Genomic DNA, 21,132 nt, shown 5'->3' on the forward strand with positions numbered 1-21,132 from the left:
GATGCGGCGGGTGGTGGGTGGCGGGCAGGCCATGCGGTGATCCGCCGGAAGCGACGAACCCTGCAGTTTCGCCCGACGGGCCTCCCCGGAAACCCGTCCCGGCCGAATACCCGCGCCGGTGGCGGGGTGAACGCGCGACCGCGTGCGGCGGCGCGCGACTGGCCCTACAATCGCCGGACGTCATAAGCAAATTACCCGGCGCGATAACGGCCGGCATTGCCGGCGATGCGCGCCGGCCTTTTCCCAGATCACATCATGTTCACGAGACTGCGCGAAGACGTTGCAACGATTCGCGAGCGGGATCCCGCCGCTCGCAGTGCGTGGGAAGTGCTGACCTGTTATCCGGGGCTGCATGCGCTCGTGCTGCACCGTTTCGCGCACGCCTGCTGGCGCGCGAAGCGCTACTGGCTCGCGCGGTTCGCGTCGCAGGCCGGCCGGTTCCTGACCGGGATCGAGATCCACCCCGGCGCGACGATCGGCCGGCGCGTGTTCATCGATCACGGCATGGGTGTCGTGATCGGCGAGACGGCGATCATCGGCGACGACTGCACGATCTATCAGGGCGTGACGCTGGGCGGCACGTCGCTCACGCGCGGCGCGAAGCGCCATCCGACGCTCGAGGCCGGCGTGATCGTCGGCGCTGGCGCGAAGGTGCTCGGCGGTTTCACGGTGGGCGCGGGCGCGAAGATCGGCTCGAACGCGGTGGTCGTCAAGCCGGTGCCGCCCGGCGGCACGGCGGTCGGCAACCCGGCGCGCATCGTGATGCCGGCGCAGCCGAAGCCGCAACCCGAGCGCGCGGCATTCTGCGCGTACGGGATCACGCCGAACGCCGACGATCCGATGTCGCTTGCGATTCACGGGCTGATCGATCACGCGGCGAAGGAAAGCCGTCGCGTCGACGAGATCGTCGCGGCGCTCGAACGGCTCGGTACGCATCTGGAAACGCTGCAGGGCGCCGATGCGGCGCGCCTCGACCTGCGCAGGCTGTCCGCGGTGCTGGAAGGCAAGACGGTCGAACGCCAGATGTAACGAACGAGCAGGGCGCCCACGGCTGCCGGTCGATGCGACGACAGCGGCAGCGGTGGCGTCAGTCGAGCGGCATCGCGTGGATGCCTTCCGCGTCGACGCGCAGATAGCCGCCGCGCGGCGTGCCGTGATCGAGATCCCAGTCGGGCAGTACCCAGCGGATTCCGCCCGGTTCCGCGTGGCGCGCGGGGCGGTGCGTGTGGCCGTGAATGATCACGCTTGCGCGACTTTTCCGGAACAGCGCGGCCACGCCTTCCCGCGTGACGTCGTAGATTGCTGACACGGGGCGCATGCGGCCGGCTTCGCTGTTCGAGCGCATGCGCTGCGCGAGCGCGCGGCGCCAGCGGAACGGCCACGCGAGAAACAGCCATTGCGCGACGCGGTTGCGCGCGACGCGCCGGAACAACTGATAGCCGCGATCGGCCGTGCATTGCGCGTCGCCGTGCGCGAGCACGATGCGCTGGCCGAACGCCATGATCAGCGAGGGGTCGGGCAGCAGCATCGCACCGGCCGCCTTCATGAAGCGCCGGCCGAGCAGGAAATCGCGGTTGCCGTGCATCACGTAGAGCGCGATGCCGCGCTCCGAGAACGTGTGCATCAGCGCGGCCATGCGCGCGGCGAACGGATCGTCGTCGAGGATGTCGTCGCCGATCCAGTATTCGAACAGGTCGCCGAGGATGAACACCGAATCGGCGCTGTCGGCGGTGTATTTCACGAAATGCTCGAACGCGGCGACCGTCTTCGGAATCGCTTCGCTCAGGTGCAGATCGGACAGAAACAGGAACGGGCGTGCGGCTTGCGCGTACTCGCGCTCGCCCGGCACGCCCGCGGAGACGCTTCGCGGCGGACTCTCCTGCAACATCGAAGTGCCTCCGTAACGGCTGGTGCGTCAGACCACCACGGCCTTTTCGATCACGACGTCGTCGGTCGGCACGTCCTGATGGAAGCCCGCATTGCCCGTCTTGACGCCCTTGATCTTGTCGACCACGTCCTGGCCTTCGACGACCTTGCCGAACACCGCGTAACCCCAGCCCTGCGGCGTCGGCGACGAGTGGTTCAGGAAGTCGTTGTCGTTCACGTTGATGAAGAACTGGGCGGTCGCCGAGTGCGGATCGTTCGTGCGCGCCATCGCGATCGTGTAGTTGTCGTTCTTCAGGCCGTTGTTCGCCTCGTTGTCGATCGGCGCGTCGGTCGGCTTCTGCTTCAGGCCCGGCTCGAAGCCGCCGCCCTGGATCATGAAGCCGTTGATCACGCGGTGGAACACGGTGCCGTCGTAATGGCCCTTCTTCACGTAGTTCAGGAAGTTTTCGACCGTCTTCGGTGCCTTCGCGGCGTCGAGTTCGAGCTTGATCACGCCGTGGTTCGTATGCAGTTCAACCATGATGAATTCCTTCGGTGAGGCGGTTTAAATGGCACGCGGCCGGTCGTGCGACGCGGCCGCGTGTGGCGCCGGACGTGCCGGCAGGTGCTTACTTCGAGACGATGCTCGCCGATTCGATCACGACCGGTTGCGCCGGTACGTCCTGCATCGGGCCGCGCGAGGTCGTCGCCACGCCTTCGATCTTCTTCACGACGTCGAGGCCCGACACGACCTTGCCGAACACCGCGTAGCCGTTGCCGTCCGGGTTCGGATAGTCGAGGCCGCTGTTGTCGACCGTATTGATGAAGAACTGCGCGGTGGCCGAATTCGGATCGCTCGTGCGCGCCATCGCGATCGTGCCCGTCAGGTTCTTCAGACCATTGCGGCTTTCCAGCGGGATCGGCGCGCGGGTCGGCTTTTCCTCGAAGTTGGTCTTGTAGCCGCCGCCCTGGATCATGAAGCCCTTGATCACGCGATGGAAGATCGTGCCGTTGTACTGGCCGGCCTTCACGTAATCGAGAAAGTTGGCGACGGATTTCGGCGCCTTCTCCGGATAGAGCTCGACGCGGATGTCGCCCTGCGAGGTCTTCAGCTGCACGACGGGGTGCGCGGTGGCCGTTTGCGCGAACGCGGGCGCGGTCGCGAGAAGGGCGGCGCCGCCAAGCGCCAGCAACAGACGTTTCATTGCGATCCTCAGGTTGGGAGGGAAGGAAGGGCGCGCCGCTTATTGCGACGGCGCGACGTACGGTGCCGCCAGTGCGCCCGACGGACCGTTGAACTGGAACGTCGGCGACATCGGCAGCGTGGTGGTGCTCACGTTCGCGGCGGCGCGGTCGGTGTAGGCGCGCGTGGCCGGCGTCGTCGCGCGGGCGTTCGGCGCGGCTTTCGGCGGCGACACGATCTTCTGGAGATCGGCGAGGCGCTGCGCGGTCGTGCCGCTCGTGCGGCCGAGCGATTGCGCGCGCTTGTACGATTCGGAAGCGAGCCGCAGGTAGAGGTCGCCGAGGTTCTCGTACGCGAGCGAGTAGCTCGGGTTCGATTGCGTCGCGGTGACGAGCGCGGTGCGCGCTTCGTCATAGCGGCCGTGCTTCGCGTAGAGCGCCGCGAGGTTGTTGTACGGCTCGGGCAGTTCGGGGTACGCCTGCGTGATCGCGACGAACTGCTGGATCGCGTCGTCGTCGCGGTTCAGGCGGGCCAGCACGGTGCCGCGCTTGAACTGCGCCTGCACGTCGTGCGGATTCGACGCGATGCGCGCGTCGAGCTGCGCGAGCGCCTGCTTCCACTGCTTGCCGGCGATCGACGCGTCGATTTCGGGGGTGCCGTCGGCGACCGCCGGGGCCTTTTGCGCATGCGCCGCGGGAGCCGCGAAAAGCGTCAGCGCGACGCCCATGACGGTGGTCGCAACGAGGGTCGCAGCGCTCGGCGCGCGGCCGCGATGAGGTTTCATAGGCGTAAATCGGAATGTTATACTCCGAGCCATTCTAACAAAACGTCTGCGCGTTCCGGCGAGCGGCAGACAGTCTTTCTTAGCCTCTCGTGGCCGTCACCGCTGTGCTTGCAGCCTGACCGCCCCATGTGATATCGAGGACGCGCGGCCTGGCGCCGCAGCAGATGGTCCGTCCGTTTCACATGCTGGGCGAGCTTCGCCAGGGCGGTTTCCTTCGGCTCACGGTTCATCTCTATGGAATCACTGCGCATCTACAACACGCTCGCGCGTGACAAGCAAGTTTTCGTGCCGCGCCAGTCCGGCGAAGTGCGGATGTACGTATGCGGGATCACCGTCTACGACTATTGTCACGTGGGCCACGCGCGCATGCTGGTCGTGTTCGACCTCGTCCAGCGCTGGTTGCGTGCGATCGGCTATCGGGTCACGTATGTGCGCAACATCACCGACATCGACGACAAGATCATCCGCCGCGCGGTCGAGAACGGCGAGACGATCAAGTCGCTGACCGACCGCTTCATCGGCGCGATGCACGAGGACGAAAGCGCGCTGGGCATCCAGCGGCCCGACATCGAGCCGCGCGCGACGCAGTTCATCCCGCAGATGCTCGGCATGATCGAGACGCTCGAGACGAACGGCTACGCGTACCAGGCGAGCGACGGCGACGTCAATTACTCGGTGCGCAAGTTCACGAACTACGGGAAGCTGTCGGGCAAGTCGCTCGACGATCTGCGTGCGGGCGAGCGCGTCGCCGCGAACGACGCGAAGGAAGATCCGCTCGATTTCGTGCTGTGGAAGCGTGCGAAGCCGGAAGATCCGGAAGGCGCGTCGTGGGCGTCGAAGTACGGAATGGGTCGCCCGGGCTGGCACATCGAGTGCTCGGCGATGGGCTGCTCGCTGCTCGGCAATCATTTCGACATCCACGGCGGCGGGCAGGATCTGCAATTCCCGCACCACGAGAACGAGATCGCGCAGAGCGAGGGCGCGACCGGCGAGACGTTCGTCAATTACTGGATGCACAACGGCTTCGTGCAGGTCGACAACGAGAAGATGTCGAAATCGCTCGGCAACTTCTTCACGATCCGCGAGGTGCTCGAGCGTTACGACGCGGAAGTCATGCGCTTCTTCATCGTGCGCACGCACTATCGTTCGCCGCTCAATTACAGCGACGTGCATCTCGACGATGCGCGCGCGTCGCTCACGCGTCTGTACACGGCGCTGAAGGACGTCGACGCCGATACGCTCGCGCTCGACTGGAACGAGCCGCACGCGCAGCGTTTCGCGGCCGCGATGAATGACGATTTCAACACGCCGGTCGCGGTGGCGACGCTGTTCGAGCTGGCGGGCGAAGTCAACCGCACGCGCGACGCGTCGCTCGCGCGGCAACTGAAACAGCTGGCGGGCCTGCTGGGCCTGCTGGGCCGCGAACCGCGCGCGTTCCTGCAGCAGGCGTCGGGCGCCGCGCAGGCGGGCGGGCTCGCGGCCGACGAGATCGAAGCGAAGATCGCCGCGCGCGTCGCGGCGAAGCAAGCGAAGGACTATGCCGAAGCGGACCGGATCCGGGCGGAATTGCTCGAAGCCGGTATCGCACTTGAAGACAAACCGGGCGGATCGACCGAATGGCGTCGCGTATGAGCGCGGTGCGTTCCACTGACCGATCCGTCAGGTAGGAGGCAAGATGGCAACGGCCAGAAAAGCGCCGGTCAGGCGCGCGACCCCGGTCGCCGCGCGTCCGGCAGCCAAGCGTGTACCGGCGGCGAAGTCGGACGCGACGCGCGCCGTGCCGAACGGCGCGCTGAACGGTCATGCGCAGCTGGCGGCCGCGCTGCCGGCCGCCGACGCGGCCCGCAAGACACGTGCGTCCGAAGCGGACGGCGAGGAGGTCGTCGTGCGTCCTGCCTATTGGGACAAGGCATGCGCGGACCTCGTCAAGCGCGACCGGATCCTGAAGAAACTGATTCCGAAGTTCGGTCCCGCGCATCTCGTGAAGCGCGGCGACCCGTTCGTCACGCTCGCGCGCTCGGTCGTCGGCCAGCAGATTTCGGTGCCGTCCGCGCAGTCGCTGTGGGCGCGCATCGAGGACGCCTGTCCGAAACTCGCACCGCAACCGGTGATCCGGCTCGGCGCGGACAAGCTGATCGCGTGCGGGTTGTCGAAGCGCAAGACGGAATACATCCTCGATCTCGCGCAGCATTTCGTGTCGGGGGCGCTGCACGTCGACAAATGGATGTCGATGGACGACGAGGACGTGATCGCGGAACTCACGCAGATCCGCGGCATCAGCCGCTGGACGGCCGAGATGTTCCTGATCTTCAACCTGTCGCGGCCGGACGTGCTGCCGCTCGACGACCCGGGCCTGATCCGTGCGATCAGCGTCAATTACTTCAGCGGGGAACCCGTCACGCGCAGCGAGGCGCGCGAGGTTGCGGCCAACTGGGAGCCGTGGCGCACCGTCGCGACCTGGTACATGTGGCGCAGCCTCGATGCGCCCGACGCCGACGCCTGAGTGTCGGCTATCGGGTTTTAAACATCAATAGTTGAGAGCCGGTTTTGAGCGTCGCCCGCGCGGGTAGAATACGCGCTGCCGCAAGACCCAAGGATTCGAACACATGAAGACCACGTTTCTGGATTTCGAACAGCCGATCGCCGAACTCGAGGCCAAGATCGAAGAGCTGCGATTCGTGCAGGACGACTCGGCTGTCGATATTTCGGAAGAAATCGAGCGGCTGTCGAAGAAAAGCCAGCAACTGACGAAAGACCTCTACGCGAACCTGTCGCCATGGCAGGTTTCGCAGATCGCGCGGCACCCGCAGCGTCCGTACACGCTCGATTACGTTGCGGAACTGTTTACCGATTTTCACGAGCTGCATGGCGACCGCGCGTTCGCGGACGACCTGTCGATCGTCGGCGGTCTCGCGCGCTTCGGCGGCCATCCGTGCATGGTGATCGGTCATCAGAAGGGCCGCGACACGAAGGAGCGCGCCGCGCGCAACTTCGGGATGCCGCGCCCGGAAGGCTATCGCAAGGCTGAACGGCTGATGCGTCTGGCCGAGAAGTTCGGGCTGCCGATCTTCACGTTCGTCGATACGCCGGGCGCGTACCCGGGTATCGGCGCGGAAGAGCGCGGCCAGTCGGAGGCGATCGGCCGCAACCTGTACGTGATGGCCGAGCTGAAGACGCCGATCATCACGACGGTGATCGGCGAGGGCGGCTCGGGCGGTGCGCTGGCGATCGCGGTGGCTGACACCGTGATGATGCTGCAGTTCTCGACCTACTCGGTGATCTCGCCGGAAGGCTGTGCGTCGATCCTGTGGAAGAGCGCCGCGAAGGCGCCGGAAGCTGCGGAAGCGCTCGGCCTGACCGCGCACCGCCTGAAGGCGCTTGGCCTGATCGACAAGATCATCAACGAGCCGCTCGGCGGCGCGCATCGCGATCCGAAGGGCATGGCCGCGCTGCTGCGCCGTGCGCTGGCCGATTCGCTGCGCCAGTTCCAGGGCATGAGCATCGACGCGCTGCGCGAGCGTCGCTTCGAGCGCCTGATGGCCTACGGCAAGTTCAAGGAAACCACGCCGGGCGCATGACCGGCTGCGTATTCAATTCGCGCGCCGTTGCGCGCGTGTCCCGCTCGTGATCCCGCCCACCGAATTCTCCGCCGACCGCGCCGTACTCGACGCGGTCGGCGTTGCGCTTTCCAGCCTGCCGCCTGATGCGCGCATCGCGATCGCCTACAGCGGCGGCCTCGATTCGACCGTGCTGCTCGACGCGGCCGTGCGCGTCGCGGGCGCCTCGCGCTGCGTCGCGCTGCACGTGCATCACGGCCTGAGCGCGAACGCGGACGCCTGGGTCGCGCATGCCGAAGCGGAAGCGGCGCGACTCGGTGTCGCATTCGAATCGATGCGCGTCGACGTGCCGCGCGACAGCGGGCTCGGCATCGAGGCGACCGCGCGCGAGCGTCGCTACGCGGCGCTCGACGCGATGGGCGAACGCCACGGCGTGGCGACGCTGTGGCTCGCGCAACATGCGGACGATCAGGCCGAGACGGTGCTGCTGCAACTGTTGCGCGGGGCGGGAATCGCGGGGCTTGCCGCGATGGCGCCGCGTTATCGCCCCGACGGCGTGAGCATCGAGCGTGTGCGCCCGTTGCTGCGGCTGTTGCGCGCACAACTCGAGCGCTATGCGGAGCAGCACGCGCTTGCCTGGATCGATGACGAATCGAACGGCGATACGCGCTATGCGCGCAATGCGCTGCGCCTCGACGTGCTGCCGGCGCTGGCCGTGCATTTTCCGGGTTTTCGCGATGCGCTCGGTCGCGCGGCCCAGCATGCGGCCGCCGCGCAGCGGCTGCTCGACGATCTGGCCGAGCTGGATTTCGCCGTCGCCGCGCGCGACGACGGGCGGGCGCTATCGCGCGACGCGCTGATCGGATTCGACGATACGCGCGGTGCGAATCTGCTGCGCTTCTGGATGCGCCGGCTCGGTTTGCCGGGCGCGTCGGCTGCGCGGCTCGCCAACATGATGCGGCAACTGCGTGCCGCGCACGACGCGCATGCGCTGCGCGTCGATCACGCGGGGCAGTGCCTGAGGCTCTATCGCGATGTCGTGTACTGGGAAGCGGGCGACAGCAGCGAACCGGCCGACGACGGCACCGGTACGCCGCGCCCGGAGGCGGCGCTTGCATGGGACGGGCAGGAAGTGTGGCATCTGCCGGGATGGCGCGGCACGTTCGTGTTCGCGCCGGCCGACGCGGGGAGCGCCGATGCGGTGCCGGAGGCGCTGCTGCGCGGTGCGCGGCTGGCTGCGCGCGCCCGGGCGGGCGGCGAACGGATGCGTACGTCGCCGGGCGGGCCGGGTCGGACGCTGAAAAACCTGTTCCAGGAGCGCGGCGTGCCGGCCTGGCAGCGCGACGTGCCGCTGCTGTTCGCGGGCGACCGGCTGATCTACGTGCCGCGGCTGGGCGTCAATCGCGACATCGACGTGCCTGACGGCGCGACGTCCGGCGCCGCCGCATGGCGCCGGATCGAATGGTGTCCCGACCTGCTGATCGCGTAGCGGCGGCAGCCTGCCGGCGGCGCGATGGCGTGCCCGTTTTCACCATTTGGTAAACAGCGCCGGAACGGCCGCCGACACGGCGTGCGGCTTGTCAAGCGGGCTTCTATCGGGTACGCTCGGTCGTTTGCTCGGCTCGATTTTTGAGCGTTTTGTGCAGGTTTTCCGCGTGACGTACCCGGTTTGCGCGGCCTGATCGGCCTTCCGGGCAAAATCCGTCACGCTTGCGTGTTGCGTCCCAGCCGTCCCCCTCGTCGTCCGTCCACAGCCACAAGCCGCGTGACCGAACGGCTACGCGGCCTGCCCAGCGCGCCCGTGCGGTTTCTCCTCCAGTTCAGAACGACAATGGCACTCATCGTACACAAATACGGCGGCACTTCGATGGGCTCGGTCGAGCGCATCAAGAACGTCGCGAAACGCGTCGCAAAATGGCATCAGGCCGGGCACCAGATGGTGGTCGTGCCGTCGGCGATGTCCGGCGAAACCAACCGTCTGCTCGGTCTCGCGAAAGAGATTTCGAGCCAGCCGAGCCCGCGTGAGCTCGACATGATCGCGTCGACCGGCGAGCAGGTCAGCGTCGGCCTGCTGTCGATCGCGCTGCAGGAAATCGGCGTCGAGGCCGTGAGCTATGCCGGCTGGCAAGTGCCGATCAAGACCGACAGCGCGTTTACGAAAGCACGCATTCACTCGATCGACGACGAGCGTGTGAAGGACGATCTGAACGCGGGCAAGGTCGTGATCATCACGGGCTTCCAGGGCGTTGATCCGGACGGCCACATCACGACGCTGGGCCGGGGCGGCTCTGACACGTCGGCGGTGGCGGTGGCGGCTGCGCTGGGTGCCGAAGAGTGCCTGATCTATACCGACGTCGACGGCGTCTACACGACCGATCCGCGTGTCGTCGAAGAGGCGCGCCGCCTCGATCGCGTGACGTTCGAGGAAATGCTGGAAATGGCCAGCCTCGGCTCGAAGGTCCTGCAGATCCGCTCGGTCGAATTCGCCGGCAAATACCAGGTGAAGACGCGTGTGCTGTCGAGCCTGACCGATCCGCTGATTGCGCTCGACGAAGAAATGCGCTCGGGCACCCTGATTACTTTTGAAGAAGACGAGACCATGGAAAAGGCAGTCATTTCCGGCATCGCGTTCCAGCGCGACGAAGCACGCATTGCTGTGATGGGCGTGCCCGACAAGCCGGGCATCGCATATCAGATCCTCGGGCCGGTGGCCGATGCGAACGTCGACGTCGACATGATCATCCAGAACCAGAGCGTCGAAGGCAAAACCGACTTCACGTTCACGGTTGGTCGCGGCGACTACCAGAAGGCGATGGATATCCTCACCAACCAGGTGCAGGGCCATGTGAGCGCCGAGCGCGTGCAGGGTGACCCGAAGGTGTCGAAGGTGTCGGTCGTCGGCGTCGGCATGCGGTCGCACGTGGGCGTCGCGAGCAAGATGTTCCGCACGTTGTCGGAAGAGGGCATCAACATCCAGATGATCTCGACGTCCGAAATCAAGATTTCGGTGCTGATCGACGAGAAATACATGGAGCTGGCCGTCCGCGCGCTGCACAAGGCATTCGAACTCGACCAGGCATCGTGAATTTTTCGTGATGCATTGAAGAAAATGCATCACGGAAATTGACGGGCGGTTCGAAACCCTATATTATTTCGTTCTCGTCGCACTGCCTCCCTGGTGCGAGCGAAAGTTTGGGAGACGTGGCCGAGAGGTCGAAGGCACTCCCCTGCTAAGGGAGCATCTGGGCCAAAACCTGGATCGAGGGTTCGAATCCCTCCGTCTCCGCCAAAAGCGGTGACAAAGCCCCGCAAGTTCTCGGACTTGCGGGGCTTTTTCTTTTTCAGTCCTCAGCGGGCCCATCAGCAAGAATGCGCTGGACGTAGGTGGGTACCGGTTGGCGCCGCGGGTATTGCGCGCTGCCGTCGCGCGCGAGGGCAGCGCTTGACGATTGCTCGTCCCGGGCACGCCGGGGAAAAGACCCATCCGAGATGCTTCGGAACGCGCCTGAAGCGGCGGATGCGGCTGCCGAGCGTCCCAAGCATGCCGGACTGGCCTCTGCGGGCAAGCGCCCGGAGCGGGTGGCCCTGCCGTAGCACAGCTGCGGTCTCAAGCGGTAAGCCGCCGATCTCCGCAAGCTCTCGATAACACTCCCGATCTCCTCGGATTGCATGACCTGATAGCGCGCAGAGACAACCGACAGCAGTGCTTCGGTATCCGAACGATAGAGGGCCTTCCGTTCGTGAAACGCGTGAATCGAGCCGAGGCTGCGATTGCCAGCGGCGACGAAGCGCACTTCGTCTTGTTCGATCCGCCCGTTCATGCCGGCGGCACGCTTCCAGACTTCGAGCCGGCGCCGGATCGTGCTTGCCCGGCCGATCCTCGCTCAAATGCACGCGGCACGAAATGAAATAACAATGAAAGGTTATTTGTAAGGAGCGAGGCGCCGAGCGACCGGGGCACAGCCGAACACCGATCATGCTGTTCCGGCCCTCCGAAATGACTGTTGACATCAAAAATGCGGCGCTGCGTCGATTTTCATCGCACGCGGCATCAAGCAATACGAAAAATTACTCAAACAAATCAGTGAACTACGCTGCCGCCGAAAATCGATGCTCTGCTGCGCTGCAGAAAATAATCAATCGTCTTATGCTGGTTAACCCGATCGCGTTTGAGCGGCGTCAAGTTTTCCGGTGATGCCGCTTTACATTTTGCCAACATTGGCGATTCACGAAATCTACCTGTCGATTTGATTTCGTTCCTTTCGTCGCGCCTGTCCCCGATGCAGGGCGCGACCTCCTCAAGGCCCTGTTGACATGCATGATTTCCCCTTCCTGAGCCTGGCCATCTGGGTTCCGATACTGTTCGGCGCGGGCCTGCTGCGCGCCGGTTCCGACCAGCAGGCACGCCGGATACGACTGATCGCGCTGGTCGGCGCGATTGCCGGGCTGGCGGCCGTGGTTCCGCTCGTTGCCGGCTTCGATGCGCATTCGGCCGCGATGCAGTTCGTCGAAAGACGCGACTGGCTGGCGGCATTCAATTCCGGGTGGCGGGTCGGCATCGACGGCGCGTCGCTCTGGCTCGTCGTGCTGACCGCATTCACGACGCTCGTGGTGGTGGTGGCGTCGTGGGAGTCGGTCACGGTGCGCGTCGCGCAGTACTACGCGTCGTTCCTGATCCTGTCGGGGCTGATGGTCGGCGTGTTCGTCGCGCAGGACGGGCTGCTGTTCTTCATCTTCTTCGAGGCGACGCTGATCCCGCTGTACCTGCTGATCGGCACGTGGGGGCGCGAGCGACGCGTGTATGCGGCCGTGAAGTTCTTCTTCATCTCGTTCGCCGGCTCGCTGTTGCTGCTGATGGCGATGCTGTACCTGTACGCGCAGTCGCATACGTTCGACATGGCCGTGTGGCGCACGCTGCAGCTCGGTTTCGCGCCGCAGTTGCTGGTGTTCCTCGGCTTCTTCGCCGCGTTCGCGGTCAAGGTGCCGATGTGGCCGGTCCACACGTGGCTGAGCGACGTCTACACGGACGGCCCGACGGGCGCCGCGCTGATGCTCGCGATGCTCAAGCTCGGCGGCTACGGGTTCCTGCGCTTCGCGCTGCCGATCACGCCGGACGCGAGTCACTTCTTCGCGCCGGCCGTGATCGCGCTGTCGCTGTTCGCGATCGTCTACGCGAGCCTCGTCGCGCTCGCGCAGACCGACCTCGGCAAGCTGCTCGCGTATTCGACGGTCGCGCACATGGGGATCGTCACGCTCGGCCTGTTCCTGTTCAATCGGATCGGCGTCGAAGGCGCGATCGTGCAGCTCGTGTCGTACGGCTTCGTGGCGGGCGCAATGCTGCTGTGCGTGAACGTGCTCGTGGATCGCACCAAGCAGCGCGAGATCGCCGCGTACGGCGGCGTGGCGGGCGTGATGCCGCGTTTCGCGACCTTCACGCTGCTGTTCGCGATGGCCAACGTCGGCCTGCCGGGCACGTCGGGGTTCGTCGGCGAGTTCATGGTGATCATGGGCGCGATCCGCTTCAACTTCTGGATCGGCGCGATCGCGGCGCTCACGCTGATCCTCAGCGCGTCGTACACGCTGTGGATGCTCAAGCGCGTCGTGTTCGGCAAGGTCGCGAGCCAGCGGATCGCGAAGCTCGCCGACCTGAACCGTCGCGAGATCGTGATGTTCGCGTCGCTCGCGCTGATCGTGCTCGCGGTCGGCATCGATCCGAAGCCGTTCACCGATGCGATCGATCCGACCGTCGGCAGGCTGATCCAGGAAGCGAGCCATTCGAAGGTGCCGGCAGGGGATGGCCCCACGCCGGCGCTGCCGTCGTACATGGCCTCGACGCACGACTGATCCCGGCACGTCGAGCCGCGCAAGCTCGCCGCCTCACGCGGCGCGCATCGTTGCGCGCGCATCGATCGCGGTCCGGCACGGCGCGTGCCGGGCCCGCTTCCGGCTGCGTGAAATTGCCCCGCGACAATGTGACTCACGGCAGATTTTGCAATGATGATTTGCCGCATGCACCGGTTTTTCATCGCACTCGCGCGACGTATGATTCGGCCAATTTCGTGAATCGAATGCGCATCGGGCGTACGCAAACGGATTCAATGACCCTCGGGCTGTGTGATGAAAAGAAGAGCTTCAAGAGGCTGGTCGGCGCTGATGTCCATGGGCGCGGCATTGAGCCTGTCAGGTTGTAATTTAGATGTACTAAATCCGAAAGGAAGCGTGGGTGCGGCCGAAAAGGCGCTGATCGCGACGTCCACCTGGGCGATGCTGATCGTCGTCGTGCCGGTGATCCTGCTCACGCTATGGTTCGCGTGGCGTTACCGCGCGTCGAACCGCAACGCCGCCTATGCGCCGAACTGGTCGCACTCGACCGCGATCGAGGTCGTGATCTGGACCGTACCGACGCTGATCATCCTGTTTCTCGGCGTGCTCACGTGGAAGACCACTCACGAGCTCGATCCGTACAAGCCGCTCGAATCGGCGGTGAAGCCGCTCGACGTCGAGGTGGTCGCGCTCGACTGGAAGTGGCTGTTCATCTATCCGGAACTCGGTATCGCGTCGGTGAACCAGCTCGCGATTCCGGTCGGCACGCCGGTGAACTTCCGCATCACGTCGGATTCGGTGATGAACTCGTTCTTCATCCCGCAGCTCGGCGGCCAGGTCTACGCGATGGCCGGCATGCAGACGCGCCTGCACCTGATCGCCGACGAGCCCGGCAACTACGCGGGCACGTCCGCCAACTTCAGCGGCCGCGGTTTCTCCGACATGAAGTTCCGCACGCTCGCCGAGCCGCGCGAGCAGTTCGATGCGTGGGTGCAGAAGGTGAAGGCGTCGCCGGACCGGCTCGACGCGACCCTGTACGGCAGCGTCGCGCAGCCGAGCGAGAACGCGCCGGTGCGCTACTTCTCGTCGGTCGATCCGCGGCTCTTCCACAACATCATCGCGAAATACAACGATGGCCACGTCCTCGACCTGAAGGACGCCGCCTGCGGCACGAAGGGGTAACGCATGTTCGGCAAACTCACACTTTCGGCGATCCCGTTCGATCAGCCCATCATCATGGGGGCCGGCGCCTTCATGGGGCTGGTCGTGCTGGGCATTCTCGCCGCGCTGACGATCACCGGCCGCTGGAAATGGCTGTGGACGGAATGGCTGACCACGGTCGACCACAAGAGACTCGGCGTGATGTACATCATCGTCGCGCTGATCATGCTGCTGCGCGGCTTCGCCGACGCGATCATGATGCGCATGCAGCTCGCGCTCGCGTACAACGCGCCCGGCTACCTGCCGCCGCACCACTATGACCAGATCTTCACGGCACACGGCGTGATCATGATCTTCTTCATGGCGATGGTGTTCATGGTCGGCCTGATGAACCTGGTCGTGCCGCTGCAGATCGGCGCGCGCGACGTCGCGTTCCCGTTCATCAACTCGCTGTCGTTCTGGATGACGGCGGTCAGCGCGATCCTGATCAACGTGTCGCTCGTGATCGGCGAATTCGCGCAGACGGGCTGGCTTGCGTACCCGCCGCTGTCGGAGCTGCAGTTCAGTCCGGGGGTAGGGGTCGACTACTACCTGTGGGCGCTGCAGATCTCCGGGGTCGGCACGCTGCTGACCGGCGTGAACTTCTTCGTGACGATCATCAAGATGCGCGCGCCGGGCATGACGCTGATGAAGATGCCGGTGTTCACGTGGACGGCGCTCTGCACGAACGTGCTGATCATGGCGTCGTTCCCGATCCTGACCGCGACGCTCGCGCTGCTCGGCCTCGACCGTTACCTCGGCATGCATTTCTTCACGAACGAAGCCGGCGGCAACGCGATGCTGTACCTGAACCTGATCTGGGCGTGGGGCCATCCGGAGGTGTACATCCTGATCCTGCCGGCGTTCGGGATCTTCTCGGAAGTCATCGCGACGTTCGCGAAGAAGCCGCTGTTCGGCTACAAGACGATGGTGTACGCGACCTGCGCGATCATGGTGCTGTCGTTCCTCGTGTGGCTGCATCACTTCTTCACGATGGGCTCGGGCGCGAACGTGAACGCGTTCTTCGGGATCATGACGATGATCATCGCGATTCCGACCGGCGTGAAGGTGTTCAACTGGCTGTTCACGATGTACCGCGGCCGGATCGAGTTCACGACGCCCGTGCTGTGGACGATCGGCTTCATGGTCACGTTCACGCTCGGCGGCATGACCGGCGTGATGATGGCGATCCCCGGCGCGGACTTCGTGCTGCACAACAGCCTGTTCCTGATCGCGCACTTCCACAACGTGATCATCGGCGGCGTGCTGTTCGGCTATCTCGCGGGCTTCAACTACTGGTTCCCGAAGGCGTTCGGCTTCAAGCTGAACGAGAAGCTCGGCAAGGCCGCGTTCTGGTTCTGGCAGGTCGGCTTCTACGTCGCGTTCGTGCCGCTGTACGTGCTCGGCTTCATGGGTATGACGCGTCGCCTGAACCACTACGACAACCCGGCCTGGCATCCGTGGCTGCTGGTCGCCGCATTCGGCGCCGTGCTGATCGCGATCGGCATCGCATGCCAGCTGCTGCAACTGGTCGTCAGCATCCGCAACCGTCACCTGCCGGAATACCGCGACACCACGGGCGATCCGTGGGGCGGCCGCACGCTGGAATGGGCGACGTCGTCGCCGCCGGCCGACTACAACTTCGCGGTGATCCCGCAGGTGCGCACGCTCGACGCGTACGCGGACATGAAGGCGCGCGGCGAAGGCCGGCCGAACCCGGCGGCGATTCGCGACATCCACATGCCGTCGAATACCTGCGCGGGCCTCGTGATCGCGATCTTCAGCCTGGTGCTCGGCTTCGCGCTGGTGTGGCACATCTGGTGGATGGCGATCGGCGGGCTCATCGGAATCATTGCGACGCTCGTGATCTACAGCTCGCGCGATAACGACGGCTATTACATCCCTGCGTCGACGGTGCGCAAGACCGAAGACAAGCAGCCGACGCAGCGCACGGCCGCGCGCGTCGACGACGTGGAACTGGAGGCCAACTGATGTTGCAGAAAACCTTGAGCGCGACCCTGCTCGAGCACGACGACCATCCGCCGTCGCATTCGGTGTTCGGATTCTGGCTGTACCTGATGACCGACTGCGTGATCTTCGCGGCGCTGTTCGCGACGTTCGCGGTGCTCGGTCACCAGTACGCGGGCGGGCAGACCGCCAAAGAGCTGTTCGACATTCCGGGCGTCGCGGTCGAAACCGCCGCGCTGCTGCTGTCGAGCATCACGTACGGTTTCGCGATGCTCGCGGCATACAAGCAGCAACGCGGCGCGCTGCTCGCGTGGCTCGCGGTGACGTTCGTGCTCGGCGCGGCGTTTCTCGCGATGGAACTGCGCGAGTTCTCGCACCTGATCGCGGAAGGCGCGGGCCCGCAGCGCAGCGCGTTCCTGTCGGCGTTCTTCACGCTGGTCGGCACGCACGGGCTGCACGTGACGGCCGGCCTGCTGTGGATGCTCGTGCTGGCCGCGCAGATCGTGTTCCGTGGCGGCGACCTGACCGATCGCGACCTGCGGCGCCTGACGTGCCTGAGCCTGTTCTGGCACTTCCTCGACATCGTGTGGATCTGCGTGTTTTCCTTTGTCTATCTCGCGAGCGTGATCTAAATGGCCCATTCGCATTCGTCTCAACTCGAAGAAGGGCACGGCAGTGTCGGCGGCTACGTCGCCGGTTTCATCCTGTCGGTGCTGCTCACGGCTGCGTCGTTCGGCCTGGTGATGGGCGGTGTGCTGTCGCCGCATGCGTCGCTGATCGGGCTGGCCGTGCTCGCGTTCGTGCAGATCGTCGTGCACCTCGTGTACTTCCTGCACATGAACGGCTCGTCGGGCCAGCGCTGGAACGTGATGGCGTTCAGCTATACGGTGCTGACCGCCGCGATCGTGATCGTCGGCACGCTGTGGGTGATGCACAACGTCAGCATGAACATGATGTCGCGGTGAGCGGCAGCGTCGCGCATCGGGTTCGTATCCATGCGTGTTCATGAAGAAAAGGCGGCACGCAGGTGCCGCCTTTTTGCTTTTCCGGCTGCGTCGCGCCGGACCGTACGGTCAGTGCGGCGTGCCCGCGTCGGCGGTCAACGCATGCGTGCAGTCGGCGCGGTACTCGGCGGCGAGCCGATGCTTCGCGCCGTCGAGATCGTCCGGGTAATACGGGCTCGCATGGGCGGGGTCGTAGCCGACCTGTTCGAGCTCGGTCAGCTCGCGCACGAGGTCCGCGCGCGTGACATCGTGGCCCGTGTGCACGAACGGGTACGCATTGCATTCCTGCGGGGTGAGGTGCGGCCCCGCGAACGCGGCGGTGCTGGCGCAGGCGAGCAGCATGCAGGCGAGGGTGGTCGACGGTTTCATCCGGTAGCTCCTGGTTTCGCGGCCCGATGCCGCATGACGTGAGCGTAGGCGGCACCGGCCGCGGGGCGGGCGACGCCTGGATGAAACATGTTTCACGCTTGCGGCCGCGCGGCCGGATGAAGCTATTTTCATCTGGCGCCGCACGGCGCTCGCGGCGCTTACGATAGCGTCGGGCGCGTCGTGCGCGCCCGTCTTGAGGTTCATTGCGAGGGCAATCATGCGAGTACTGACGGTCGAGGACGATGCGGTGACCGCGAACGAAATCGTCGGCGAACTGACCGCGCGCGGATTCGAGGTCGACTGGATCGACAACGGTCGCGAAGGGATGATGCGGGCGATGAGCGCCTCGTACGACGCGATCACGCTCGACCGGATGCTGCCGGGCGCGGACGGCCTCGCGATCCTGACCGCGATGCGCACGGTCGGCATCGACACGCCGGTGCTGATGCTGAGCGCGCTCGGCGACGTCGACGAGCGGATTCGCGGGCTGCGCGCGGGCGGCGACGATTACCTGACGAAGCCGTTCGATTCGGGCGAACTGAGCGCGCGCATCGAAGTGCTGCTGCGCCGCCGGCAAGCCTCGGGCGTGCCGCAGCAGACGCTGCTGAAGGTCGGCGCGCTCGAGCTCGACCTCATTTCGCGCTGCGCGCGTCGCGGCGCCGACGAGATTCCGCTGCTGCCGACCGAGTTCCGCGTGCTCGAATTCATGATGCGCAACGCGGGCCAGACGATCACGCGCACGATGCTGTTCGAGGCCGTGTGGGGCTATCACTTCGATCCCGGCACCAACCTGATCGACGTCCACATGGGCCGGCTGCGCAAGAAGATCGATCCGCCTGGCGCGAACCCGATGATCCAGACGGTGCGCGGATCGGGCTACATGCTCGCTTGACGGAGGCACGGATGGACGCAGCTCGCGCGGCGAATTTCACGCGCCGCTGGCATACGACGACGTTTCGCTGGCTGTGCGCGTACGCGGCGATCTTCTCGGTGTCGCTGCTGCTGCTCGCGGGCGTGATCAGCGTCGCCGCGACGCATACGATGACACGCGACACCGACGACGTGCTCGCGTGGCAACTGATCTATTTCGATTCGATTCCCGATGCCGAGCTGCCGCTCGCGATTCATCGGCGGCTCGAGCACGAGCACATGCACACGAATTTCTACGGGCTGTTCGATGCGAGCGGGCGCCGCGTGGCCGGTGACATCGCGACGCCGCCGGCGCTGCGCACCGATCGCCACGGCCGGACGCTGAACCGCACGCTTGCGCCGCTCGACGGCCAATCGTCGCCGATCGCGCGCGCGATGGCCGTGCGCCGCGACAACGGGATGACGCTGGTCGTCGCGCGCGACCTGTCGCATTTCATCCAGATCCGCGACGTCGCGATCCGCGGGCTCGTGGTCGGCGGCGTGATGATCCTGATCGCCGGCATCGCGGGCGGCAGCATGCTCGGCATGCGGCAGATGCGCCGCGTCGCCGCGATCCGGCGCGTCACGCGGCAGATCGCCGAAGGCGATCTCGGCAAGCGGCTGCCGGTCGGCCGCTACGACGAACTCGATCTGCTCGCGCATCTCGTGAACCACATGCTCGACGAAGTCGAGCGGCTGATGGGCGAGGTGCGCCATGCCTGCGACGGGATCGCGCACGACCTGCGCACGCCGCTCGCTCGCGTGCATACGATGCTGGCGCGGCTCGCCGACCAGCCGGTCTGCGCCCACGATCCCGCGTCGGCGGCGCTGCTGGCTTCGGCGCGCGACGAGACCGACCGGCTGCTCGAACGTTTTCGCGCGATGCTGCGCATCTCCGAGATCGGCACGCTGAGCCGGCGCGGCGGCTTTGCCGCGGTCGACGTCGCCGTCTTGCTGCGCGACGTGTGCGAGCTGTACGAGCCGCTGGCCGAGGCCGTCGACGTGTCGTTCGAGCTCGAGGCGGCCACGGTCGACGGCATCCATGGCGATCGTGCGTTGCTGTTCGAGGCGTTCAGCAATCTCGCGGACAACGCGATCAAGTTCACACCGCCGGGCGGCCGCGTGCGCGTCGTGCTCCAGACGACGCCGCATGGTCCGCTCGTCCGGTTCGAGGACACCGGGCCCGGCATTCCGCCCGGTGAGCGCAATGCGGTGCTCGAACGCTTCTATCGCGGCGAGCGCACCCGCCACGTGAACGGTTCGGGGCTTGGATTAAGCATCGTGTCGGCGGTGATGCGCGTACATGGTTTCGCGCTGCGGATCGGCGATGCGCAGCCGGCCGGCGCGGCGATCACGGTCGAATGCTGGCCGCGTTCGCTCGCATGAGCGCGCAGGAGACCGATCGATGCGCATCCTGCTGATTGCTCCGCCGAATCCGGACGTGTCGCGGCTCGACAAGGCGTTTCGGGAAAGCATGCACGGCGTCGAACGCGTCGACGAATGGCGCGATGGCTGTTTCGCGGCGACGCAGGACCGGTTCGACGCGATCGTGATCGTCGCCACCGATGGCGCGGCCGCGCCGGCGGTTCTCGATGGCTTGCCGCTGCTCGCCGCATCGGCCGGCAGCGCGACGATCGCCGCGATCGTTGCCGGCGCCACGTCCGCCCAGCGCGCGCAGATGCTGAAGGCGGGCTGCGACGTATGCCTGGCCCATCCATGCTCGTTCGTCGAATTGCACGAGCGGTTGCGCGCGCTGTGGCGCCGTGCGGGCGTGATCGCGATGCGTGACTCGATCCGGCTCGACACGGCGACGCGCGCACTCGAGGAGCGGGGCCGGCGGCTCGCGCTCAGCGCACGGGAGTTTCGCGTGGTCGAATGCCTGCTGCGCGAAGCGGGGCGGCCGGTCGGCCGCGACGCGGTACTGCGCTATGCGTGGGGCGACGCCGACATCGAACCCGAAACGGTCAATGCGCTCGTCGTACGGTTGCGGCGCAAGCTGGTCGCGCATGCGTTCTCCGCGCGGATCGAAACGGTGGCGCGATACGGCTTCCGGTTCGACACGGGCGGCTGACGGAGAGGTGCCGCGCCCCGTTTCGTCAAGACAGGCATGCCGCACGTCGCGCGGCATGCCCGGTCACGTGAGGCGGGGCCACTCAATGCGAATAGAGCTCGCGATTGAGCCGCTCGAGCTGGCCATCGCGTTCGGCGTGGACCAGTTCGCGATAGACCTGCGCGCGCGTCAGCGGGGCGGCCTGCGGTGCATTCCATGCCGATTGCTGCGACACCGGTGCGGGCGTCGACGATGCGAGCGTCTGCGGGGCAATTGCCGCGTCGGCTTGCGTTGCGCTGGCCTGGCCGGGCAGGGCGACGCAGAGCGCCGAGAGGAGGGTGGCGAACATCAAGGTTTTCATGGCGTGATCCTTTTCAGGTGACAGGGGCCGTCGCCGCGATGGCGATGCCGGCATGACA

The 21,132-nt window shown here is 65.8% G+C and carries 21 protein-coding genes, 1 tRNA gene and 1 pseudogene; 16 read left to right on the forward strand and 7 right to left on the reverse strand.

Annotated features, from left to right (window positions below):
- Positions 1-255 precede the first annotated feature (255 nt).
- Entirely contained in the window at positions 256-1,029 is a 774-nt protein-coding gene (gene cysE / locus H0X90_RS06765; protein WP_012492700.1) for a serine O-acetyltransferase, read from the forward strand.
- Positions 1,030-1,087: 58 nt separating this feature from the next.
- On the opposite strand, the gene H0X90_RS06770 is transcribed toward cysE, so the two are convergent.
- The 4 genes from H0X90_RS06770 to H0X90_RS06785 form a co-directional block, all read right to left on the reverse strand.
- On the reverse strand, positions 1,088-1,888 hold the full coding sequence (locus tag H0X90_RS06770) for a UDP-2,3-diacylglucosamine diphosphatase (protein WP_006483982.1): 801 nt from the start codon (positions 1,886-1,888) through the stop codon (positions 1,088-1,090).
- Between the two features lie 27 nt (positions 1,889-1,915).
- Positions 1,916-2,407, reverse strand: a complete 492-nt coding sequence (locus H0X90_RS06775) for a peptidylprolyl isomerase (RefSeq protein WP_006483987.1) — start codon at positions 2,405-2,407, stop codon at positions 1,916-1,918.
- 88 nt (positions 2,408-2,495) lie between these two features.
- Complete coding sequence (locus H0X90_RS06780; RefSeq protein ID WP_006484003.1) at positions 2,496-3,071, reverse strand: peptidylprolyl isomerase; 576 nt, start codon at positions 3,069-3,071, stop codon at positions 2,496-2,498.
- Between the two features lie 39 nt (positions 3,072-3,110).
- Positions 3,111-3,833: a tetratricopeptide repeat protein gene (locus tag H0X90_RS06785; RefSeq protein WP_077188735.1), complete on the reverse strand. Its 723-nt coding sequence runs from the start codon at positions 3,831-3,833 to the stop codon at positions 3,111-3,113.
- 234 nt (positions 3,834-4,067) lie between these two features.
- On the opposite strand from H0X90_RS06785, the gene cysS reads away from it, so the two are divergent.
- From cysS to H0X90_RS06815, 6 genes are all read left to right on the forward strand, one after another.
- Positions 4,068-5,465 carry a cysteine--tRNA ligase gene (gene cysS / locus H0X90_RS06790; RefSeq protein WP_006484007.1) on the forward strand — a complete coding sequence of 466 codons (1,398 nt, stop codon included), beginning with the start codon at positions 4,068-4,070 and terminating at the stop codon, positions 5,463-5,465.
- 43 nt (positions 5,466-5,508) lie between these two features.
- A complete protein-coding gene (locus tag H0X90_RS06795; protein WP_077188736.1) occupies positions 5,509-6,336 on the forward strand; it encodes a DNA-3-methyladenine glycosylase in 828 nt (275 codons plus the stop codon).
- A gap of 103 nt (positions 6,337-6,439) precedes the next feature.
- Positions 6,440-7,411, forward strand: coding sequence for an acetyl-CoA carboxylase carboxyltransferase subunit alpha (locus H0X90_RS06800; RefSeq protein ID WP_006478433.1), 972 nt, complete (start codon positions 6,440-6,442; stop codon positions 7,409-7,411).
- Between the two features lie 46 nt (positions 7,412-7,457).
- Entirely contained in the window at positions 7,458-8,879 is a 1,422-nt protein-coding gene (tilS, locus tag H0X90_RS06805; protein WP_077188737.1) for a tRNA lysidine(34) synthetase TilS, read from the forward strand.
- 342 nt (positions 8,880-9,221) lie between these two features.
- Entirely contained in the window at positions 9,222-10,475 is a 1,254-nt protein-coding gene (locus tag H0X90_RS06810) for an aspartate kinase (RefSeq protein WP_012492698.1), read from the forward strand.
- 110 nt (positions 10,476-10,585) lie between these two features.
- Positions 10,586-10,679, forward strand: a tRNA-Ser gene (locus H0X90_RS06815).
- Between the two features lie 248 nt (positions 10,680-10,927).
- Here the strand turns inward: H0X90_RS06815 and H0X90_RS35710 are convergent.
- Positions 10,928-11,247: pseudogene (locus tag H0X90_RS35710) on the reverse strand (DUF932 domain-containing protein); the annotation flags it as partial.
- Between the two features lie 119 nt (positions 11,248-11,366).
- Here H0X90_RS35710 and H0X90_RS06820 point away from each other — a divergent pair.
- From H0X90_RS06820 to cyoD, 6 genes are all read left to right on the forward strand, one after another.
- Positions 11,367-11,585, forward strand: a complete 219-nt coding sequence (locus H0X90_RS06820) for a hypothetical protein (protein WP_155123397.1) — start codon at positions 11,367-11,369, stop codon at positions 11,583-11,585.
- A gap of 119 nt (positions 11,586-11,704) precedes the next feature.
- A complete protein-coding gene (locus H0X90_RS06825) occupies positions 11,705-13,234 on the forward strand; it encodes a NuoM family protein (protein WP_006483984.1) in 1,530 nt (509 codons plus the stop codon).
- A gap of 273 nt (positions 13,235-13,507) precedes the next feature.
- Complete coding sequence (cyoA, locus tag H0X90_RS06830; RefSeq protein WP_077188738.1) at positions 13,508-14,395, forward strand: ubiquinol oxidase subunit II; 888 nt, start codon at positions 13,508-13,510, stop codon at positions 14,393-14,395.
- A 3-nt stretch (positions 14,396-14,398) separates the two neighbouring features.
- The gene (gene cyoB / locus H0X90_RS06835; protein WP_006498653.1) at positions 14,399-16,405 is read left to right on the forward strand and encodes a cytochrome o ubiquinol oxidase subunit I; all 2,007 of its coding nucleotides are present in this window, start codon (positions 14,399-14,401) and stop codon (positions 16,403-16,405) included.
- Positions 16,405-17,013: a cytochrome o ubiquinol oxidase subunit III gene (cyoC, locus tag H0X90_RS06840; protein ID WP_006483998.1), complete on the forward strand. Its 609-nt coding sequence runs from the start codon at positions 16,405-16,407 to the stop codon at positions 17,011-17,013. The genes cyoB and cyoC overlap by 1 nt, the downstream gene beginning before the upstream one ends.
- Entirely contained in the window at positions 17,014-17,346 is a 333-nt protein-coding gene (gene cyoD, locus H0X90_RS06845; protein ID WP_006478441.1) for a cytochrome o ubiquinol oxidase subunit IV, read from the forward strand. It abuts the gene before it with no gap.
- 108 nt (positions 17,347-17,454) lie between these two features.
- Here cyoD and H0X90_RS06850 read toward each other — a convergent pair whose 3' ends face one another.
- Positions 17,455-17,754 carry a DUF4148 domain-containing protein gene (locus H0X90_RS06850; protein ID WP_012492696.1) on the reverse strand — a complete coding sequence of 100 codons (300 nt, stop codon included), beginning with the start codon at positions 17,752-17,754 and terminating at the stop codon, positions 17,455-17,457.
- A gap of 217 nt (positions 17,755-17,971) precedes the next feature.
- Here H0X90_RS06850 and H0X90_RS06855 point away from each other — a divergent pair, with 217 nt between their 5' ends.
- Genes H0X90_RS06855 through H0X90_RS06865 form a run of 3 tightly spaced genes read left to right on the forward strand, consistent with a single transcriptional unit; the run spans position 17,972 to position 20,734 of the window.
- Entirely contained in the window at positions 17,972-18,646 is a 675-nt protein-coding gene (locus H0X90_RS06855) for a response regulator transcription factor (RefSeq protein WP_006483985.1), read from the forward strand.
- 11 nt (positions 18,647-18,657) lie between these two features.
- Positions 18,658-20,049 (forward strand): HAMP domain-containing sensor histidine kinase, encoded by a 1,392-nt coding sequence (locus H0X90_RS06860; RefSeq protein WP_006498654.1) that lies wholly within the window; start codon positions 18,658-18,660, stop codon positions 20,047-20,049.
- A 19-nt stretch (positions 20,050-20,068) separates the two neighbouring features.
- Positions 20,069-20,734 carry a response regulator transcription factor gene (locus tag H0X90_RS06865; RefSeq protein WP_006483996.1) on the forward strand — a complete coding sequence of 222 codons (666 nt, stop codon included), beginning with the start codon at positions 20,069-20,071 and terminating at the stop codon, positions 20,732-20,734.
- An 82-nt stretch (positions 20,735-20,816) separates the two neighbouring features.
- Here H0X90_RS06865 and H0X90_RS06870 read toward each other — a convergent pair whose 3' ends face one another.
- Complete coding sequence (locus H0X90_RS06870; protein WP_230204628.1) at positions 20,817-21,062, reverse strand: DUF4148 domain-containing protein; 246 nt, start codon at positions 21,060-21,062, stop codon at positions 20,817-20,819.
- Positions 21,063-21,132 lie beyond the last annotated feature (70 nt).

The organism is Burkholderia sp. 9775_39 (genome assembly GCF_015712225.1).
Classification (GTDB): Bacteria; Pseudomonadota; Gammaproteobacteria; order Burkholderiales; family Burkholderiaceae; genus Burkholderia; species Burkholderia cenocepacia.

Excerpts from the sequence above, each read along its gene's own strand:
- cysE (WP_012492700.1), top strand. The coding sequence starts at position 256 with ATGTTCACGAGACTGCGCGAAGACGTTGCAACGATTCGCGAGCGGGAT.
- H0X90_RS06770 (WP_006483982.1), bottom strand. The coding sequence starts at position 1,888 with ATGTTGCAGGAGAGTCCGCCGCGAAGCGTCTCCGCGGGCGTGCCGGGC.
- H0X90_RS06775 (WP_006483987.1), bottom strand. The coding sequence starts at position 2,407 with ATGGTTGAACTGCATACGAACCACGGCGTGATCAAGCTCGAACTCGAC.
- H0X90_RS06780 (WP_006484003.1), bottom strand. The coding sequence starts at position 3,071 with ATGAAACGTCTGTTGCTGGCGCTTGGCGGCGCCGCCCTTCTCGCGACC.
- H0X90_RS06785 (WP_077188735.1), bottom strand. The coding sequence starts at position 3,833 with ATGAAACCTCATCGCGGCCGCGCGCCGAGCGCTGCGACCCTCGTTGCG.
- cysS (WP_006484007.1), top strand. The coding sequence starts at position 4,068 with ATGGAATCACTGCGCATCTACAACACGCTCGCGCGTGACAAGCAAGTT.
- H0X90_RS06795 (WP_077188736.1), top strand. The coding sequence starts at position 5,509 with ATGGCAACGGCCAGAAAAGCGCCGGTCAGGCGCGCGACCCCGGTCGCC.
- H0X90_RS06800 (WP_006478433.1), top strand. The coding sequence starts at position 6,440 with ATGAAGACCACGTTTCTGGATTTCGAACAGCCGATCGCCGAACTCGAG.
- H0X90_RS06810 (WP_012492698.1), top strand. The coding sequence starts at position 9,222 with ATGGCACTCATCGTACACAAATACGGCGGCACTTCGATGGGCTCGGTC.
- H0X90_RS06820 (WP_155123397.1), top strand. The coding sequence starts at position 11,367 with ATGCTGTTCCGGCCCTCCGAAATGACTGTTGACATCAAAAATGCGGCG.
- H0X90_RS06825 (WP_006483984.1), top strand. The coding sequence starts at position 11,705 with ATGCATGATTTCCCCTTCCTGAGCCTGGCCATCTGGGTTCCGATACTG.
- cyoA (WP_077188738.1), top strand. The coding sequence starts at position 13,508 with ATGAAAAGAAGAGCTTCAAGAGGCTGGTCGGCGCTGATGTCCATGGGC.
- cyoB (WP_006498653.1), top strand. The coding sequence starts at position 14,399 with ATGTTCGGCAAACTCACACTTTCGGCGATCCCGTTCGATCAGCCCATC.
- cyoC (WP_006483998.1), top strand. The coding sequence starts at position 16,405 with ATGTTGCAGAAAACCTTGAGCGCGACCCTGCTCGAGCACGACGACCAT.
- cyoD (WP_006478441.1), top strand. The coding sequence starts at position 17,014 with ATGGCCCATTCGCATTCGTCTCAACTCGAAGAAGGGCACGGCAGTGTC.
- H0X90_RS06850 (WP_012492696.1), bottom strand. The coding sequence starts at position 17,754 with ATGAAACCGTCGACCACCCTCGCCTGCATGCTGCTCGCCTGCGCCAGC.
- H0X90_RS06855 (WP_006483985.1), top strand. The coding sequence starts at position 17,972 with ATGCGAGTACTGACGGTCGAGGACGATGCGGTGACCGCGAACGAAATC.
- H0X90_RS06860 (WP_006498654.1), top strand. The coding sequence starts at position 18,658 with ATGGACGCAGCTCGCGCGGCGAATTTCACGCGCCGCTGGCATACGACG.
- H0X90_RS06865 (WP_006483996.1), top strand. The coding sequence starts at position 20,069 with ATGCGCATCCTGCTGATTGCTCCGCCGAATCCGGACGTGTCGCGGCTC.
- H0X90_RS06870 (WP_230204628.1), bottom strand. The coding sequence starts at position 21,062 with ATGTTCGCCACCCTCCTCTCGGCGCTCTGCGTCGCCCTGCCCGGCCAG.